Source organism: Methylomonas sp. MK1, assembly GCF_000365425.1.
Classification (GTDB): Bacteria; Pseudomonadota; Gammaproteobacteria; order Methylococcales; family Methylomonadaceae; genus Methylomonas.
In genome coordinates this window covers 1,214,895-1,227,445 of record NZ_AQOV01000001.1, presented here as the reverse complement: position 1 = coordinate 1,227,445, position 12,551 = coordinate 1,214,895, and the positions used below count along the sequence as shown (strand labels likewise).

The following is a 12,551-nucleotide window of genomic DNA, read 5'->3' as shown; positions in this document are numbered from 1 at the left end:
AAGCAGAATGAACAAACAGATTGCAGGTTGGGACATTGGCGGTGCGCACGTCAAATTGGCGTTGCTCGATGAGTCCGGGCATGTCCAGGCAGTTGCTCAGCAGGCTTGTCCGCTATGGAAGGGCGTGGATTTCTTGCATGGCACTTTGGCCGATTTGGCCGGCCAGTTCGATTTGCAAGCTTGCCAGCATGCCGTGACGATGACCGGCGAACTGGTGGATTGCTTTACCAGTCGCGAGCAGGGCGTCAATGCCATCGTTCAGGCAGTTTGCGAGCATTTCAACGCCGAGAGGGTATCGGTATTTGCCGGCTTGCGCGGCTTTTTGCCGGCAGCGCAAATTCAGTCGGCCGATTGCATGGACATCGCCTCCGCTAACTGGTTAGCCAGCTTGTTACTGGTGGCAAAGCGCCTGCCAAATGCCTTATTTGTGGATATAGGCAGTACCACTACCGATATTTTGCTGGTCGAAAATCATCAGCTCAAAGTGCAAGGCTTTACCGACTATCAGCGCTTGGTCTCCGGCGAGCTAGTGTATACCGGGATTGTCCGTACGGCGGTAATGGCAATTGCGCAAGAAGCGGAATTCAACGGTCAACAAATGGGCTTGATGGCCGAGTATTTTGCGACAATGGCCGATGTGTATCGCTTGACCGGCGATTTAAACGAAGCTCACGATCAGAGCGACACCGCCGATGGCGCGGAAAAGTCGATTTCGGCCAGCGCCCGTCGCTTGTCGCGACTGACCGGTTACGAGTTCAGTGAGAGCGATCACGCACTCTGGGCGGCATTTGCCGAGCAGATTAAAACCAAGCAACATCACAAAATTAGTCAGGCTTGTGTCAGGCAGTTTCAAAAGGCAAAATCTCGCTCGGCAATCCAATTTGTCGGTGCCGGCGTCGGCCGGTTTTTGGCGCGGGACATTGCCCGGGATTTGGGAGTTGAGTATCTTGACTTTAACGATTTGCTGTCATCACCCCCTAAAACCAATGGTATAGATGCTGCCGACTGCGCGCCGGCCGCCGCCGTGGCTTATCTTGCCGGCCGGTTTGGTTAAAGCCCATGGCTGGGGTAAAATCGGTGTATTGCAAATCATGTCCTTGCGGCACATTCCGGCCGTTTAACAGCACCCCTTAATGCCTTTAGCAAAACCCATCAAACAATCGCTGCCTTATTTTCAAGACAGTGCAACATTATTTGCCCCGCTGGCGCAGCAGCCTTGGGCAGTATTTCTGGATAGCACCCAGCCGCATAGCAAGCAGGATAGGTTCGACATCATCGCCTACGCCCCAATCGCAACCCTGCAAACACGTGGCAATATTACCCTTATCGAACGCGATGGCGTGATTAGCGAAAGCGCGGAGGATCCTTTCGAGTTATTGAAACAGCAATTAGGTGCGCCTTTGGCCAGTGTGGACGGTTTGCCGTTCAACGGTGGGGCGATCGGTTATTTTGCTTACGATCTTGCCAGACGCATAGAGCGACTGCCGGCTATGGCCGCCGACGCCGAACAACTGCCGGAAATGGCGGTGGGCATTTACCGCTGGGCGGTGATTGTCGATCATCAGCGTCGGCAAAGCTGGTTGGTCAGTATCGATTTACCGGAAAGTGAGCAGCAAAGACTAATCGCCGAATTCAGCGCGATTTCTAAACCGGCTGACACTGCGGAATTTAAAGTGCTGCACGCGCCGCGCGCCAATATGGACAAAGATGCTTACACCACGGCTTTTCGGCGTATCAAATATTATTTGAAAGAGGGCGATTGTTATCAGATTAATTTGACCCAGCGCTTCGAAAGCCCTTGTCAGGGCGAGTCCTGGCAAGCCTATCAAGTATTGCGGCAGATCAACGCCGCACCTTTTAGTGCCTATCTCAATTTCCCGGATGTGCAGGTTTTAAGTTCTTCGCCGGAACGCTTTTTAAAAGTTACCGACGGCGCGGTGGAAACCAAACCCATCAAAGGTACCAGGCCGCGTCGAAGCGACTGGGAAGAAGATCAGGCGCAGATCGAAGACTTAGTATCCAGCACCAAAGACCGGGCTGAGAATGTGATGATCGTCGATCTGTTACGCAACGATTTGGGTAAAAGCTGCAAGAAGGGTTCGGTATGGGTGCCTAGTCTGTTCTCGGTAGAAAGCTATACCACCGTACATCATTTGGTAAGTACCGTCACGGGCCAGCTTGCCGCCGGTCAACATGCCATCGATTTATTGCGCAGCTGTTTCCCGGGGGGCTCGATTACCGGCGCGCCGAAGATCCGGGCGATGGAGATTATCGAGGAGTTGGAACCGCATCGGCGCGGCATCTATTGCGGTGCAATTGGTTATATAGGCTTTGACGGCAATATGGACACTAATATCGCGATTCGTACTCTGGTCCACAATCACGGCACGATACGTTTTTGGGCGGGCGGCGGCATTGTCAACGACTCGGTGTTGGACGAGGAATATCAGGAATGCTTCGATAAGGCCGCCGCCTTGTTGCAGTTGCTGAAACAATTTAGCGCATGACTTGCGTGATCAAGCTGGGCGGCAGCTTGCTGGAAACAGCAGCCTTGCCCGCTTGTTTGGCAGCAATCGCAAATCGCGCCGGCCCAATTGTTATTGTGCCCGGCGGGGGAACGTTTGCTGAACAAGTGCGTATCGCGCAAAGTCAATGGCGTTTCGACGATATCGCCGCGCACCGGATGGCGATTCTGGCGATGCAGCAAATGGCCTTGTTGATCCAGAGCCTAATGCCCGAGTTTGCTATCGTCGCCGATGCGGAAAGTATACGTTGTGCATCGCAAGTCAAACCGGTGCTGATCTGGTCTCCGCAAGTCAAGCAATTAGATCAAGCCGGGATTGCCGCTAGCTGGGATATAACGTCCGATAGTTTGGCGGCCTGGTTGGCTGGCTATATCAAAGCCGATGAGCTAATTATCGTTAAATCGGCGGCGATTCCGGAGCAAGCGAGTTTGCTGGGCTTACAGCAACAAGGCATACTCGACGCTGCTTTTACACGCTTCACCGCCCAGGCACACTACAAAATCAAAGTGATTAATAAAGACCGTTTCCTGTCCCACCATGATTAATTTTATCAAAGCCATTCTGAACAAACGTTTGCGCAAGGCTTACTACCAAAGCCGCGAGTCCTTGTTGGGTCATCAAAAGCGCGACATCGTAGTGATGCAGGTTGGGCAGGCTTGCGAGAGCTTGAAGGACAGCCGGGATCAATTCGTCGATGCACTGGATAAATTTAAAAGCATCGTCAATGTGCAGGATAGTTCGATGGAACAACGCTATCAGCAGCTTAAGCGCCGCTACGATCTATGCAAGGGTAAGGCCGATCAAGTCAGTCAAAGGATTCAGGCGGTCGAAGAGATTAGTGAAGCTCTATTCAACGAATGGGAAGCCGAGCTGGCTTTATATAGCAACCGGGCCTTGAAGGCGCGCAGCCAGCAGCAGTTGAAAAAATCTCGGCAACAATACGCCCGGTTGTTAAAAGCCTTGCAAACTGCGGAAACCCGCATGCATCCGGTATTGGCGGCGTTTCAGGATCAGGTGCTGTTTTTAAAACACAACCTGAACGCCCATGCCATCGCTGCACTGCGGCACGAATTTATGGAAATTGGTGTGGATATTTCGCGGTTGATTGAGGTGATGGAGAAAACCATCAGCGAGGCCAGCCAGTTTGTTGCGGTTCTGGTGGAACAGAAACAACTGCCGGCCCCGGTGCGCAGATAAATTACATGGAGTGCATTTTGTAATCGACCCGTGCCGGTGGGTTTTTGTCACGTTGGTCAGGGGTTTTCTTGCGGTTTTGATCGATACGTTCTTGCGAGTATTGGGAAATCATTTGGTCCCAGTTGTCGTACTTTTCGTAGTCTTTGCTGCCGGCAGCTTTACGTTTGGCAAATAACTCTTTGCCAGATTCCACCAATTGTTCCGGTGTCTTGCCATCGATAGCGTCCAAAAACTCCTTGTTATTGCGGATTTCATCGCGTAAGGTCCAGAAAGACACTTCAAACTCGATGCGTTGGTCTAGCGGCAATTTTTCCTTGATTTGACTGATTGATCGATTGACCGTTTTTAAACTGCTGCCGTTGATTTGATTGCTTTTATTGCAACCAGCCAAAAGTGCACAGGTTAAAAAAACCAAAACAGTTGACGCTTTTTTCATGATGCAGCCCCCCAGTGGCTAAATAAACAAACCCGAATTTTGTATTTATAATGGTTGCAACGCGGGTTACCAAACAAACCAAATTACTCGGTAATTAAAAACACAAGCTTACCACATGCTGGAATTTATCCAACTTCTCAAACAGCGTTACCAAACTGTGCTACAGCAGCTGGATAAAAAAAATCCCCAGTACCTGGATTATCAGCAACGTATCGAGCAATTGTTGCACGGCGAAGCCTTTATTCGCAAAGGCGAGCTGCTGGACCAAAACCCCGGTTTTCCGCTGCAAATCGCCGTGATCGGGCCTACGCAGGCCGGTAAAAGTTCCGTCGTTAATCTGCTGTTAGATGCCAACGCCGCCGGCGTGAGTCCGCTGGCCGGTTACACGGTACAGGCCCAAGGCTTTTGCCACGGCCTGACGCCCGACGACTGCGACGGCATGCAACATTATTTCGGCCGCTTTCAACGTTTGGAGCAAACTGAGCTGCGGCCGGGAAGATACGATTGCTATTCCTTGAGTCCAAGCCCCGGCGCCTCGGCCTTGTTGCCGGCTTGCGTCTGCTGGGATACGCCTGATTTCGATTCAATAGACGCCGCTGATTATCGGGAAGGCGTGATCCGCACCATCGCGCTGGCGGACATCGTGGTACTGGTGGTGAGTAAAGAAAAATACGCCGATCAATCGGTTTGGGAAATGATGAAAGCCATCGAGGTTTTCCAGCAGCCTACCTTGATTTGCGTGAATAAACTTAACGAAGGCAGCGAGCCGGTGATTCTGGATTCGCTGCGGCAAAAGTGGCTGCAAACCCGGCAAGATACTTTGCCTATCGTGGTGCCCTTATTATTCCAAAAAGCCCCCGCCGTGCCGAGCTGGCCGCAGTCGGCTGCGCACGCATTCGCGGATCTGGCGAAAAAGGTTACCCGGCATAAACACGCCGCTCGCCAGCAGCAATTACTTAGCCGCTATTGGCTGGACTGGCTGCAACCGGTGTTTGCCGAACACCATGCTCAGCATCATTGGCAAACCCTGGTCGATCAAGCTTTGGCGCAGGCAGTTAAGGAGTACCAGCGCGATTATCTGAACCATCCGCATCATTACGAAACCTTTCAAAACGCTTTGTTAAATCTGCTGACCTTGCTGGAAATCCCCGGCATCGCCAAGGCCTTGGGCAAGACCCGAAGGGCCATGACCTGGCCGTTTCGTAAATTATTTGCCTTGGGCGGCGGCACACCTGTTAATCCCACTCAGGAGCTCGGGGTGTTAAATCAGTTAGGCGAGCATCTGTTGATTCAAATCGCCGACCGTTTGCTGGAGAAAACCGAAACCGAACCGGCCGATAGCCGCTGGTGGAAAGAAACCGCGATGGCGCTGAGACAGAAACGCGGCGATTTATTAACCAGTTATCGCCAGGCGGTAACGGACTATCACAGCGATTTTCAACAGGATGTGGAAGCCTCGGCGCAGCGTTTATACGTAAAACTGCAAGAGCAACCGATGGTTTTGAACAGTCTGCGCGCCACCCGCGTCACGACCGACGCCGGCGCCTTATTGCTGGCAATCCAGGCCGGCGGTATCGGTATTCATGATTTGGTGATTACCCCATTGATGCTGACCATTACGTCCTTATTAGCCGAAAGCGCCATCGGTAGTTACATGCATAAGGTAGAAGCCGAATTAAAACAGCATCAGCTCAATACCGTGAAAACCGCGCTGTTCGATGCCTGCCTGAAACAGCGCTTGTATTTGTTGCCGCAAGGCGTGCTGTCGCCCACCCGCTTTAACATCTCCGAACAACAATGCCACGCCGCGGAACTGGCGCTGAAAGAGAAGAAACATGGCTTACGATTACTCTGAATTGCTGACCCAAGCCCGGCAATGGGCCGCAGCCGCGCAAGCCGAAGGCCGATTGAGTGCGGAACGGGCGCAATTATTGACCACCATAGACGCGCGCAGTACGGAAAGCCTCTTTGCCGCGAGTCAATCCGATCCGGATAGCAGACCGTTGATTGTTGCCTTCATGGGCGGCACCGGCGTCGGTAAAAGCAGTTTGTTGAATCGTTTGGCGGGGCAAGCCATTGCCCGGGCCGGCATCGAGCGCCCCACTTCGCGGGAAGTGACCTTGTATCACCATCAAAGCCTGGCGATTAACAAGTTGCCGGCCGGGCTGCCCTTGGACAGCATCAAGATCAGCCAGCACAACGATGCGGCAAACAGCCGTATCGTCTGGATTGATATGCCGGATTTCGACAGCGTTGAACTCGGCAACAAACGTTTGGTACTGGAATGGCTGCCGCATATCGACGCTTTACTCTATGTAGTCAGCCCAGAGCGCTACCGCGACAACAAAGCCTGGCAACTGCTGCTGTCGGAAGGTGCGAAACACGCCTGGCTGTTTGTGATGAATCAGTGGGATCGTGGTCAGTCGGTGCAATACGACGATTTTAAACAGCAGCTGGGTAAGGCCGGTTTTACCGATCCCTTAATCTTTCGCACCAGTTGCAGCGAACCGGACGGCGACGAGTTTGCCGCATTGCTGGCGCAGTTGCGGCAACTCTCTGGTAAACACAGCGTTGTGCAATTAGAGCAGCGCGGCGAACAATTGCGCCGCCAGCACCTAAAGCAGACCTTGCAACAACTGGCCGAGGATTTTTCCGCGCAAGACTACGCGCAATTACAGCAGAATTTCGATGCACTATGGCAGCATACCGAAGCCAGCTTGCAACAAGGCCTGGCCTGGCCGATCAAACAACTCGCGCAATTCTGGGCGGAGAATCTGGGCCAAGCAGCAGACATCAAATTGTGGGACGACTGGGCGCAGAATCGCCTGAACGATTTGCTGGACGAATTGGTGTTGCAAGCCGCGCAAGCCAATATTCCCAGTAAACCTTTAAAAAATGCTCTGCAAGGCATCCGCGACAATACCGAGAAAAACCTCACCGCTCAAACTGAACTGGCTGGCCGACAGGCTTTATTGCAGCCCGGCAACGGTGCCCAACGCTTTCTGCTCAAACTCACCGCAATCTGTGAAACTGTCTTGCCTCTGGCGGCGATGGGTGCAGTGGGCTATCAAGTATTCTCCGGCTACTACCACAGTGCCGCCGACGCCAATGCCACTGCTTATTTGGGTACTGACTTTGCGGTACATAGCGTGTTGCTGATTGGCCTAAGCTGGCTTATCCCGTTTTTCCTGCACAAAAAAATCCAGCCGTCTTTGCAGAAAGCGGCGTTGAAAGGCTTACAGAAAGGTTTACAGCAAGCTTTGGCGGAGGTGATGGCGGAGATCAAACAGGCGATGTTGAGCGAGCAAAAACGGCATGAAGTGCTGGGGCAGCAACTTGCAGGGTTGATCGAGCGTTGCGGTGCCGGGCCAACGATGGCTCTGGAAAATGGAAGCCTGCTGGGGCGGGTATTGTTGGTTAAGTGAGATTCTTCAGCTTGAGGTTTTGCCGGCTAAGATTAACGTGCATTCAAGTGCCCCAAGCTCGGATAGTTTTTACGTTTGTGTCTGAGAGACACAGTCTGCTCGCGGGCTTCTTACAATTTGAATCGTGCTGCCAACTTATCTAGGCTTGCCGCCTGTTGCGCTAATTGTTCCGCGCTCTGCTTGGTTTTCTCTACAGTTTTAGCCAGCGAATTGGCATTTTGCGAGATCTGTTCCACCCGACCAGCCATATCGCGTGTAGCAGCCGATTGCTGGCCAAGTGCGCCACTAATCCCGTCTACCGACAGAGTGACGCGGTATTGGGCATCGAGGATTTCGTTGACCGATTGGCCGGCCTGGCTGGAAAGCGCTACGCCGGATTCAACGCCGGTTACACCACTTTCCATAGCCTGCACGGCGGCTTTGGAGGCCTGACGAATTTTTTCCACCATCAATTTAATTTCACCGCTGGATGTGCTGGTGCGCTCGGCAAGGGTTCTTACTTCGTCTGCAACCACTGCGAAACCTCGGCCGTACTCGCCGGCTCGAGCGGCTTCAATCGCGGCGTTCAGAGCAAGCAGATTGGTTTGTTCGGCGACACCGTGAATCACATCAACAATACTGGTTATTTCCGAGCTGATTGCTTCCAGATTGCGAATGTAGTCGGCCGCATTTACAACAATGGCTGAAATTTTTTGCATCTCTTTGGCGGTGGAGCTAATGACTTTTGTGGATGACTCGGCGCGCTGTCCTGATTCGAACGCAACCTGCTTGGCGTCCAGCGCATTACCGTTGACTTGTTCGAGCGATACCGAGAGCTGTTCGATAGTGGCCGCCATGCTGCAAGCTGCCTCGTAACCGTTATTGGCGATAATCGATTCTTGCGCGGCGGCCTCTAACAGGTCCGCCGAATATCGATTAAGTTGGAATACGCCGTTGTGCATATCGGAGATTAGATTGTGTAGGTTCTTGCGCATCTGCGCTAACTTTCTGAGAAGTTGTCCGATTTCATCGTCGCCTGCATCGGGGATTACCACCGTCAGGTCGCCGGCGGCGATAGCCCCAGTGACTTTTTCCGCTTGATCAAGGCTGTAACGGATTTGGTGAATAATCACGTAGGCCATTATCACGAACGCTATTGCGCCCAGTAATGCCAGTCCGACCAGATACCAGGTTGTGCTGTCGACGGTCTGGTTAAGGTTTGCCAAGGTTTCATTGGAATATTGGTTGGAAATTTTGACTGTTTCTTCCAATGCTTCGTGATGTCGTTCGTACTGTTGATCCAGGCGTTCCATCGCCAGGTCCATTGTTTTTACATCACCTTCCTTGATTGCTGGAATATAGCGTTCCTCCAATTCTTTCCACCACTGATCAGCTTGTTCGCGTTGCGTGCCCAATATGGCTTGTTTTAGTTGGGCGGGAATACCCTGTGTGGACTCCCAATAGCGATTGCGGGTGTCATACTCGATTTTCAGTTCTTTTAATCGCACATACTTCGGTTCTTTATCTTTGTCATGGTAAAGCTGTTCGGCCATTAACTGAGCTTCAACCAGAAATAAAGGGGGCGGTAGAATGTCGGCGACAATATCTTTTCCTTGTCCCATACGGTGTGCTGCATCTCCGAGAAAATTTAATGCGTGATAGCCAAGTAACGCCAGGCCGGCCAGCAGTAGAGACGCAAACCAAGACATCAGTTGAAGTTTGGTGGCTATCGAAAAACGATTCAGCATACGCATTCCCCCTGTATTCATAACGTGAAAACTGAGTAGAAATTGTAGAAGAAATTTTGAATGCAACAATCAGCCACTGAGATAGGGCTTAAATAACGGAAAGGCGATAGGCCAGTCTGCGTGGGGGCGACTATCAGCAGATGCTTGGATTAATAGTGTTTGTGTGGCGTTGACGGTAAGGCGGATTCTTATTTGTCGGGTGCTTTATGTTGTTTAACACATACCCCAATAAGGTGTCGCTTAACGTTGAATGAGCGGGGCTGGTGTACCGGCTGGTTTTGGTTTTCAATATGACCTGTTCTGGTCTATTTCTTGCTGCCGGTTAACTGAGCCGCAAAATGGCCTGGATTAGCTGTGATTCATGTCATTTTCATAACATCGCTCAGGCCGAATGTTCGATGGTCTACAGAAGTTCGATTTTTGGACACGGTTCTACCGGTTCGGACCGGTATTTATAAAACCTATATCAAGAGGAATAGACAATGGCAGAGTTTTTTATTGAGATAAGCGCGCAAGAAAATGGCGATCACCTGATTCATAAATCCAGCTGCTCTTTGCTACCTGCTAAAGAGGCCATTTATTATCTGGGTTCGATCAGCAGCGTGACCAGTGCGGCGAAGAAGGCCGGTGAGAGATTTGCCAAGCCAACCGCGTGTCCGCAATGTTCTCCGGTTTGAGATAAAGCCTTATAAGGCGAATACGGCAGCGTATTCGCCTTAAGCTTACGAAAACTAGGCGGATTGCCCAGCGGCAAGCCGCACCGGCGATCTAATGGGTTACTGCTTCGCTGTCAATAACCGCCGCCGGCCGTTGCTCGCCCTTGCCGATTTCCAGTAAATCCCAGAGTAATAAGCCGCCACCGACTGCGGTCATCAAACCGAATACCATCCGCCAAATCATCGCCTGCATGAACCAAGGGTGGTTTTGTGCGGCAAAATAGCCGGCCCAGGTTGAGCCTTCAACCGCCCGTTCGATAAAGGATTGTTCGTAGCCGGCGATCAACAGGGCCACTGTCATGCCCATCACGCCCAAGTTCAGCAGAATCGCCGCGGCTTTCCAACGCCAGCCGTTGGCCAGTTCGCCGCCCATCCAGACATTGCCGCGCGCTTGCTGTGCGGCCAGGTAAAAGAAGGCGATGTTGATGGTGGCATAGGCGCCGAAGAAGGCTAAATGGCCGTGCGATGCCGACCATTGCGTACCGTGGGTATACAGATTGATTTGCGGTAGCGTGTGCATAAAGCCCCAAACGCCGGCGCCGAGAAAGTTACCGAAGGCGTGAGCGATAATCCAGGCCAGGGCAGGGTGGTTGCTGTTTTTGAATTTATGCGCGCCGGCATCGTAAATCGAATGCACCACCATCGCCACTAGCGGAATCGGTTCCAGCGCAGAGAAGAAGCCGCCGATGGTAAACCAATATTCCGGTGTACCGATCCAGAAATAGTGATGGCCCAAGCCTAAAATGCCGGAGCCGAACATCAAGGCCACTTCGATATACAGCCAGGTTTGCACGACTTTGCGGCGCACACCCAGCAACTTCATCAAGCTCCAGGCCATGATGCAGCCCACCAGCACTTCCCAGGTGGCTTCCACCCAGAGATGGATGACCCACCACCACCAGTATTGATCGACGGAAATGTTGGTGACATAAAACATGCCGGCCAGATACAAGCCGGCTAAGGCAACCAAGTCCAGAGTTAAAACGCCGGCAATCCCCGACCATTTGCCCTTGGCAAAGGTAGCCGCGACGTTGTAAAAGAAGGTCAGCATCACCACGACGATGCCGATGTCGGCCCAACGCGGCGCTTCGATGTATTCGCGGCCTTCGTTAATCAACCACAATGAAGTGTCGGTGCCGCTGCCGATTTGAATCAGTAGGTAAACCAGCACCACGATGGTGACTGCGCCGGTCAGCACCCAAAACGCCAGTTGACCCCATTTCAAACCGACGATGGGCACGCCGCTTTCGTCTTCCAGAAACCAGTATACCGAACCGAGAAAGCCGTACAGCATCCACACCACCATGGCATTGATATGCACCATGCGGTTGACGTTGAAATCGAGGATTTCGTATAAAAAGCTCGGGAAGATAAACTGCAACCCGGCCAGTAGGCCGAACAACAGTTGCGCCATAAACAGCACCATCGCCACGGTAAAATAATGCACGGCCAGTTTTTGGCCGCCGCTCAAATTTGGATTGGCCATGAATGCGGCATAGCGTTGCTTGCAATTGGCCGCGCAACCCTCGGCTTTTTCTTGATAGGCTTGTAGCGTCATCTATTTGTCCTCTTCGCCGAGCGCGATGAAATTATGCGGGAAGCCGTTGGTGTCGATAGACGACATCCATTTCAGGAAGGCGACGATGGCTTCTGCTTCCGGCGGCGTGATGTCCAGATTGGGCATCTTGCGGTTGGAGCCGTAAGTGCGGGCATTTTTTTCCGGATCGAGCAGGAAGTTCACCATCATTTGCTCGCGAGATTCCTTGGCGCCCCACCCTTGATCCAGCCAGGCTTTGGTCAAGTCCGGCGCGTAATAGGCGCCGTTGCCGAGCAGGGTATGGCAGTTCATGCAGTTTTTAGCTTGTACGGTTTTCTTGCCATGATCGACCAGTTTTTCGGCTTCTGCTTCGCTTAAAGTTTTGCCGAACAACGGTGCGTCATCGCCTATAGTCGGTTGATAACGCTGTTTGGCCTTGTCGAAGCGGTAGCTGACGTCTTTGTTTATCACGCTGTAAGCCGGCACGCGGGGACCGCCGGCGCTGATTTGTTTCATCGAATCGAAGCTTAAAATGACCAGTAACACAAAAGAACCGCCGGTGACCCAGATCGCGGTTTTTTTCCAGAATGTTTCCGACGCCCAGCGGGGCGGGCTTTGCTCAGTCATGATGACCTCCAGATTGATGAGAGTGATGAGTTTCGTCGTCGTGCGTCGCGGCACACAACTTCCAGATCAGACGCGGCATCCAGCCGTAGCCGAGTACCATTAACAACGACAGCAGTAGCCAATAATCGTTAAAATGGTTGACGTAGCTGAACACGCCGACGCAAATCAGCAACCCGGCGTAGATTACCCAAGCGGCAATCCCGAAAGCCCGGCGGCCGCTGATCTTGGACCAGGCATATAAAGCGGCATACACGGTAGCCAGCAAGATGATCAACGCCGCGCTGAAAAAGCTCAGGAAAAAATCGGACAGGGCAACGGGTTCGATCAACATTAAATTTACCGCCGGACAGTTTTATAACAT

General features: G+C 52.3%; 12 protein-coding genes. 7 read left to right on the top strand and 5 right to left on the bottom strand.

Annotated features, from left to right (window positions below):
* Positions 1-7: 7 nt before the first annotated feature.
* The 4 genes from G006_RS0105665 (at position 8) to G006_RS0105650 (ending at position 3,722) form a co-directional block, all read left to right on the top strand.
* Positions 8-1,054 (top strand): hydantoinase/oxoprolinase family protein, encoded by a 1,047-nt coding sequence (locus G006_RS0105665; RefSeq protein ID WP_020482204.1) that lies wholly within the window; start codon positions 8-10, stop codon positions 1,052-1,054.
* A 79-nt stretch (positions 1,055-1,133) separates the two neighbouring features.
* A complete protein-coding gene (gene pabB, locus G006_RS0105660) occupies positions 1,134-2,507 on the top strand; it encodes an aminodeoxychorismate synthase component I (protein WP_020482203.1) in 1,374 nt (457 codons plus the stop codon).
* Positions 2,504-3,070 carry an amino acid kinase family protein gene (locus tag G006_RS0105655; protein ID WP_020482202.1) on the top strand — a complete coding sequence of 189 codons (567 nt, stop codon included), beginning with the start codon at positions 2,504-2,506 and terminating at the stop codon, positions 3,068-3,070. The genes pabB and G006_RS0105655 overlap by 4 nt, the downstream gene beginning before the upstream one ends.
* Positions 3,063-3,722: a DUF2959 domain-containing protein gene (locus tag G006_RS0105650; protein WP_020482201.1), complete on the top strand. Its 660-nt coding sequence runs from the start codon at positions 3,063-3,065 to the stop codon at positions 3,720-3,722. Before G006_RS0105655 ends, G006_RS0105650 begins: the two co-directional genes overlap by 8 nt.
* Before the next feature lies 1 nt (position 3,723).
* Here the strand turns inward: G006_RS0105650 and G006_RS0105645 are convergent, their stop codons facing one another.
* Complete coding sequence (locus G006_RS0105645; protein WP_020482200.1) at positions 3,724-4,158, bottom strand: DUF6694 family lipoprotein; 435 nt, start codon at positions 4,156-4,158, stop codon at positions 3,724-3,726.
* A gap of 115 nt (positions 4,159-4,273) precedes the next feature.
* Here G006_RS0105645 and G006_RS0105640 point away from each other — a divergent pair, with 115 nt between their 5' ends.
* Together G006_RS0105640 and G006_RS0105635 are read left to right on the top strand one after the other, a co-directional pair.
* The gene (locus tag G006_RS0105640) at positions 4,274-6,013 is read left to right on the top strand and encodes a GTPase (RefSeq protein WP_020482199.1); all 1,740 of its coding nucleotides are present in this window, start codon (positions 4,274-4,276) and stop codon (positions 6,011-6,013) included.
* Positions 5,994-7,583, top strand: coding sequence for a GTPase (locus tag G006_RS0105635; protein ID WP_020482198.1), 1,590 nt, complete (start codon positions 5,994-5,996; stop codon positions 7,581-7,583). Before G006_RS0105640 ends, G006_RS0105635 begins: the two co-directional genes overlap by 20 nt.
* Positions 7,584-7,693: 110 nt before the next feature.
* Here G006_RS0105635 and G006_RS25035 read toward each other — a convergent pair whose 3' ends face one another.
* Positions 7,694-9,310, bottom strand: a complete 1,617-nt coding sequence (locus G006_RS25035) for a methyl-accepting chemotaxis protein (RefSeq protein WP_020482197.1) — start codon at positions 9,308-9,310, stop codon at positions 7,694-7,696.
* Positions 9,311-9,792: 482 nt separating this feature from the next.
* Between G006_RS25035 and G006_RS0105625 the strand changes: the two genes are divergently transcribed.
* Positions 9,793-9,987, top strand: coding sequence for a hypothetical protein (locus G006_RS0105625; protein WP_020482196.1), 195 nt, complete (start codon positions 9,793-9,795; stop codon positions 9,985-9,987).
* A gap of 91 nt (positions 9,988-10,078) precedes the next feature.
* Here the strand turns inward: G006_RS0105625 and G006_RS0105620 are convergent, their stop codons facing one another.
* From G006_RS0105620 to G006_RS0105610, 3 genes are read right to left on the bottom strand one after another with little or no spacing between them, the layout of a single operon-like run.
* Positions 10,079-11,584: a cbb3-type cytochrome c oxidase subunit I gene (locus tag G006_RS0105620; RefSeq protein ID WP_020482195.1), complete on the bottom strand. Its 1,506-nt coding sequence runs from the start codon at positions 11,582-11,584 to the stop codon at positions 10,079-10,081.
* Positions 11,585-12,190 carry a c-type cytochrome gene (locus tag G006_RS0105615; RefSeq protein ID WP_020482194.1) on the bottom strand — a complete coding sequence of 202 codons (606 nt, stop codon included), beginning with the start codon at positions 12,188-12,190 and terminating at the stop codon, positions 11,585-11,587.
* Positions 12,183-12,521 carry a hypothetical protein gene (locus G006_RS0105610; RefSeq protein WP_020482193.1) on the bottom strand — a complete coding sequence of 113 codons (339 nt, stop codon included), beginning with the start codon at positions 12,519-12,521 and terminating at the stop codon, positions 12,183-12,185. Before G006_RS0105610 ends, G006_RS0105615 begins: the two co-directional genes overlap by 8 nt.
* Between the last annotated feature and the right edge of the window lie 30 nt (positions 12,522-12,551).

Bases quoted from the DNA above. Each gene is read 5' to 3' on its own strand.
- G006_RS0105620 (WP_020482195.1), bottom strand. From the start codon at position 11,584: ATGACGCTACAAGCCTATCAAGAAAAAGCCGAGGGTTGCGCGGCCAAT.
- G006_RS0105635 (WP_020482198.1), top strand. From the start codon at position 5,994: ATGGCTTACGATTACTCTGAATTGCTGACCCAAGCCCGGCAATGGGCC.
- G006_RS25035 (WP_020482197.1), bottom strand. From the start codon at position 9,310: ATGCTGAATCGTTTTTCGATAGCCACCAAACTTCAACTGATGTCTTGG.
- pabB (WP_020482203.1), top strand. From the start codon at position 1,134: ATGCCTTTAGCAAAACCCATCAAACAATCGCTGCCTTATTTTCAAGAC.
- G006_RS0105640 (WP_020482199.1), top strand. From the start codon at position 4,274: ATGCTGGAATTTATCCAACTTCTCAAACAGCGTTACCAAACTGTGCTA.
- G006_RS0105610 (WP_020482193.1), bottom strand. From the start codon at position 12,521: ATGTTGATCGAACCCGTTGCCCTGTCCGATTTTTTCCTGAGCTTTTTC.
- G006_RS0105665 (WP_020482204.1), top strand. From the start codon at position 8: ATGAACAAACAGATTGCAGGTTGGGACATTGGCGGTGCGCACGTCAAA.
- G006_RS0105615 (WP_020482194.1), bottom strand. From the start codon at position 12,190: ATGACTGAGCAAAGCCCGCCCCGCTGGGCGTCGGAAACATTCTGGAAA.
- G006_RS0105645 (WP_020482200.1), bottom strand. From the start codon at position 4,158: ATGAAAAAAGCGTCAACTGTTTTGGTTTTTTTAACCTGTGCACTTTTG.
- G006_RS0105655 (WP_020482202.1), top strand. From the start codon at position 2,504: ATGACTTGCGTGATCAAGCTGGGCGGCAGCTTGCTGGAAACAGCAGCC.
- G006_RS0105650 (WP_020482201.1), top strand. From the start codon at position 3,063: ATGATTAATTTTATCAAAGCCATTCTGAACAAACGTTTGCGCAAGGCT.
- G006_RS0105625 (WP_020482196.1), top strand. From the start codon at position 9,793: ATGGCAGAGTTTTTTATTGAGATAAGCGCGCAAGAAAATGGCGATCAC.